Annotated in this window: 2 protein-coding genes; one reads left to right on the forward strand and one right to left on the reverse strand. The window is 68.6% G+C overall.

Going from position 1 to position 4,122, the window contains the following annotated elements:
• On the forward strand, positions 1 to 1,823 hold a 1,823-nt coding region (locus AC1D12_RS26695), incomplete at its 5' end, for a TonB-dependent receptor domain-containing protein (RefSeq protein ID WP_477844019.1).
• Between the two features lie 16 nt (positions 1,824 to 1,839).
• Here the strand turns inward: AC1D12_RS26695 and AC1D12_RS26700 are convergent.
• The coding region (locus AC1D12_RS26700; RefSeq protein WP_477844021.1) for an alkaline phosphatase family protein at positions 1,840 to 4,122 on the reverse strand (2,283 nt) is incomplete at its 5' end.

The following is a 4,122-nucleotide window of genomic DNA, read 5'->3' on the forward strand; positions in this document are numbered from 1 at the left end:
CCTACTGGACCACGCAGACCGGCAACCAGACCGCCAACCTCGGCGGCCTGTTCGACATCGCTCTGAGCGCGAAGACCATGCTGTTCGCCGAGGCGCTGCTCGGCGTCGCGAAGACCGAGAACAACACCCGCGGGCCGAACTGGACCTCGCTCGGGGCGAGCAGCAGCTACTTCCGCAACGCCAACACCGGCGACCTGGAGACCTGGACGCGCCGCCTCGCCCCCGAGGAACTGGGCGGCGTGACGCGCTTCAACCGCGAGTGGCGCGACACCACCGGCAACCTCGCGCTCGGCGCGCGCGGCGAGCTGGTCGACGGTTGGAACTACGAGGTGGCCTACAGCGCCTCGGGCTACCGCAACAAGACCGTCACGCCGCGGCTGCTGGCCACGGTCGACAGCTTCTTCCTCGGCCCGCAGCAGGGCACCGATGCCGATGGCATCCCGATCTACGCCCCCGATCCGGCGCGGCTGTACACCCCGTTGACGGCGGCCGAGTTCGGCTCGATCAGCGGTACCAGCAACGGCGACAACCGCTCGTGGAACCACAGCCTGGGTGCCAGCGTGCACGGCGAGCTGCTGCAGCTGCCGGCAGGCCCGCTGCAACTGGCCGCGGTGGCCGAGATCGGCTCGCAGGGCTTCAGCAACCGCTCGGACCCGCGGCTGGGGCAGGGCGTGTTCTACAACACCAAGGAGGTGGCCGAGGTGAAGGGCACGCGGCAGCGCCAGGCGCTGGGCGCCGAGCTGAACGCGCCACTGTCGCGCGAGGTGACGGCCACGCTCGCCGGCCGCTACGACGACTACGCGTTCGCCGGCCGGCATGACGACAAGCTGACCTGGCAGGCCGGGCTGGAGTTCAGGCCGAGCCGCGAGCTGCTGCTGCGCGCGAACCACGCGACCAGCTTTCGTGCGCCGGACATGAGCTACATCTACACCGCCGAAAGCCGCGGCTACTACGCGTCGTCGACCGACTACCTGCGCTGCGCGCAGGCCGGCCAGCCGGTGGCGACCTGCGAGTTCGCGAACCTGTCGCCCGGCTTCAACTACGTCAGCAACGGCAGCGCCGACCTGAAATCCGAGAACGGCCGCAGCTGGGGGCTGGGCGCGTTCTGGTCGCCGAGCGCGCAGTTCGAGGCCTCGATCGACTTCTGGAAGATCCGGATCGACAACCTGGTCACGACGCTCGACGCCGACAAGCTGTTGCGCGACGAGGCCGATTGCCGCAGCGGCGCGCGCGACCCGGCCAGCCCGAGCTGCCTCGACACGTTCTCGCGCGTGCGCCGCAACCCGGCGAATGCGGTGGTGCGGCCGGGCGAGGTCTACGAGATCGCGGTCAACCCGATCAACGCCGCGCAGGAGAGCACGCGCGGCTTCGACCTCGGCGTGCGCTGGCGCTGGGCCACCGAGGGCTGGGGTCGCTGGGTGGCCGGCGCGAAGTACACGCGGGTGCAGAGCTTCACGTACCAGCAGTTCGCCGGCGACGCCGCGACCAACCAGATCGGCACGCGCGATTTCGCGGGCTTTCCGACCAAGCTGGTCGCGACGCTGGACGGCACGTTCGGCGACTGGGGCGCCACGCTCACATCAAGCCGCTACGGCCGCATTGCCGATGGCGACGAGGGGTTCGTTCCGCCGCAATGGCTGCACAACCTGAGCGGCAGCTACCAGTTCGCGAAGAACACGCGGCTGACGCTGATCGTCAACAACGTCGCCAACAAGACGGTGCGCGACGACACCGGCGGCTGGCCGTTCTACCCGGTGGGCTTCTACAGCGCGCACGGGCGGCAGGGCTGGGTGGAGTTCGAGCACGTGTTCGGCGGGGGCTGAGCCCGCGAGCTCGGCGTCACCGTGGCGGTTCCCCCACGATGCGCGTCACCAGGGCACCCAGCCCGGACAGCGTCCTCACCTCGTCCAGCGCCTTGTAGACATCCTCGCCGGCGGCGGCGCTTGCGTTCGCCGCGAGCGGCTGCCGGGAGAGGAACTCACGGACCATGCGCGACGCGATCTCACGTTGCAGCCCGGAGGGCGGCGGATCCATCGCCGGCTCCTCGGCGATGGCGGCCAGCGCGGCGGCGCTGGGCTTGATCTCCGGCCTGTCGGTGCGCGGCGTGCTGCGCGTCAGCACCGACTCGAAGGTCGGCGCGTTCTGCACGCGGTTGCCGAGCCGCCAGTCGCTGCGCGGGATGCCCATCATCGTCAGGATGGTGGCGATGACCGAGGCGTGGTCGAACGGTGTCGCGGGCCCGGCCCGGAAGACGGTGTTGGCCTCGATGTAGGGCGACACCAGGATCAGCGGAACGCGCACGCCGTAGCGGTCGAAGCCGAAACCATGCTCRCAGTTCGTGGGGGCGGGTGTGGCCGAGCCCTCGCCCCACGGCACGGCGGCATGCCAGGGCGGTGCGACGTGGTCGTAGGTGCCGCCGTGCTCGTCGAAGTTGATGATAAGCAGCGTGTCGTTCCAACCGGGGCTGGACCTCAGCGCATCCAGGATGTCGCTGACGAATTGCTCGCCGGGTGCGACGTTGCGCGGCGGGTGGTAGTCGTTGCCTTGCGGCCCCATGCCGTCGCGCGTGTAGCCATAGCCCCACTTGGGTTCCAGGAAGCACATGGAGGGCAGGGCGTTCGTTCTCGCAAGACGGTAGAAGGTGTCGATGGTGTCGAAATGAGGGTCGTACTTCGAGTCGCTCAGCTGGGTCAGGATGTCGCGGGTGAAGCACTTGCCGCCCGCGAACCACCAGGATTCACTGGCGAAGACCATCCAGTCATCGGGTGACTGCAGTCCGGCGTCGGCCATCACGTTGAACATCGTGCGCTGGTTGAAGTAGAGCCAGTTCTTGCCGATGGACCACATGTTGTTGTTCACCCAGGCCTGCAGCGCGCCGGTGTCCGGGTCGGGCGCCAGCGAATTGCCGGTGGCGGCGAAGGCGCGGTTGCAATTGGTTTGCGTGGGCACCGACGAGAAGTACGCATCGGACACCGCATAGTGGCGCGCGGCGCCGTTCAGCACCGGCAACTCGGCGGGCGTGTAGGTCTGCATGACCTCGTCGAGCCCGTAGCGCCAGCTGTCGCCGGCGAAGTCCTGGTAGAAGCCGCCCATGCCGGCCACCTGGTTCGGGGCCGGGTTCGAGGGGCTCGAGAAGAGCTGGTTGTTGACGTGCACGTAGTCTTCATTGGGATCGCACTCGGGCACCCAGCTGTTGCGGGTGCCCTTGCGGACCCAGTGCCTGACCCCGTTGGCGCCCAGGTTGTAGTAGGTCTCCGGGCGCAGGCCGTTGTAGTCGGGCTGGTTGTTGCCGAGCGGCGCGATGACGCGGTCCGGGCGCTGGCCGTCCGGATAGAGCCAGCCCAGCACGTTGTCGAGCGAGCGGTTCTCCAGCATCAGGTAGACGATGTGCTTGATGCGCGACGGCACGTTGTTCTGCACCCCGAACAGGATGCCGTCGCTCGTCATGAAGACGTTGGTGTACCCGCTCCAGCCGCCGCGGCCCACGAGGTTCGCGCCGCGCCAGTCTTCGGTGCCGTCCTCCCAGCCCTTGTGCTGGTACCAGTAGAGGTTGCCGTCGCGCGTGATGCCGTACAGCGTGCCGTCGCTGGTGGCGAACACGCTGGCGTACTTGCGCCAGCCGCCGCGCCCGACGAGGTTCTTGCCGATCCAGCGCTCGCTGCCGTCCTGCCAGCCTTCGTGGCGGTACCAGTAGAGGTCGCCGTCGGGCGTGATGCCGTAGAGCACGCCTTCGCTGGTGGCGCACACGCTGACGTACATGCCCCAGCCGCCGCGGCCGACGAGCTTTCGTTCGCTCCACCGCTCGGTGCCGTCCTGCCAGCCGGCGTGGTGATACCAATAGAGGTTGCCATCCCAGCCGACGGCGTAGAGGATGCCGTCGCTGGTGGCGAAGACGGTCCGGTAGTCGGCCCATCCACCCCGGCCGACGACCTTGCTCTCCCAGCGCTCGGTGCCGTCCTCCCAACCGGCGTCGCGGTACCAGTGCAGGTTTCCGTCCCAGCCGATGGCGTAGAGGATGCCGTCGCTGGTCGCGAAGACGGACTTGTATTCCTGCCACCCACCGCGGCCGACCAGGTTCTTGCCGGTCCATCGCTCGGTGCCGTCTTTCCAGCCATCGTGGCG

This window comes from Rhizobacter sp. P1_G5 (assembly GCF_056405435.1).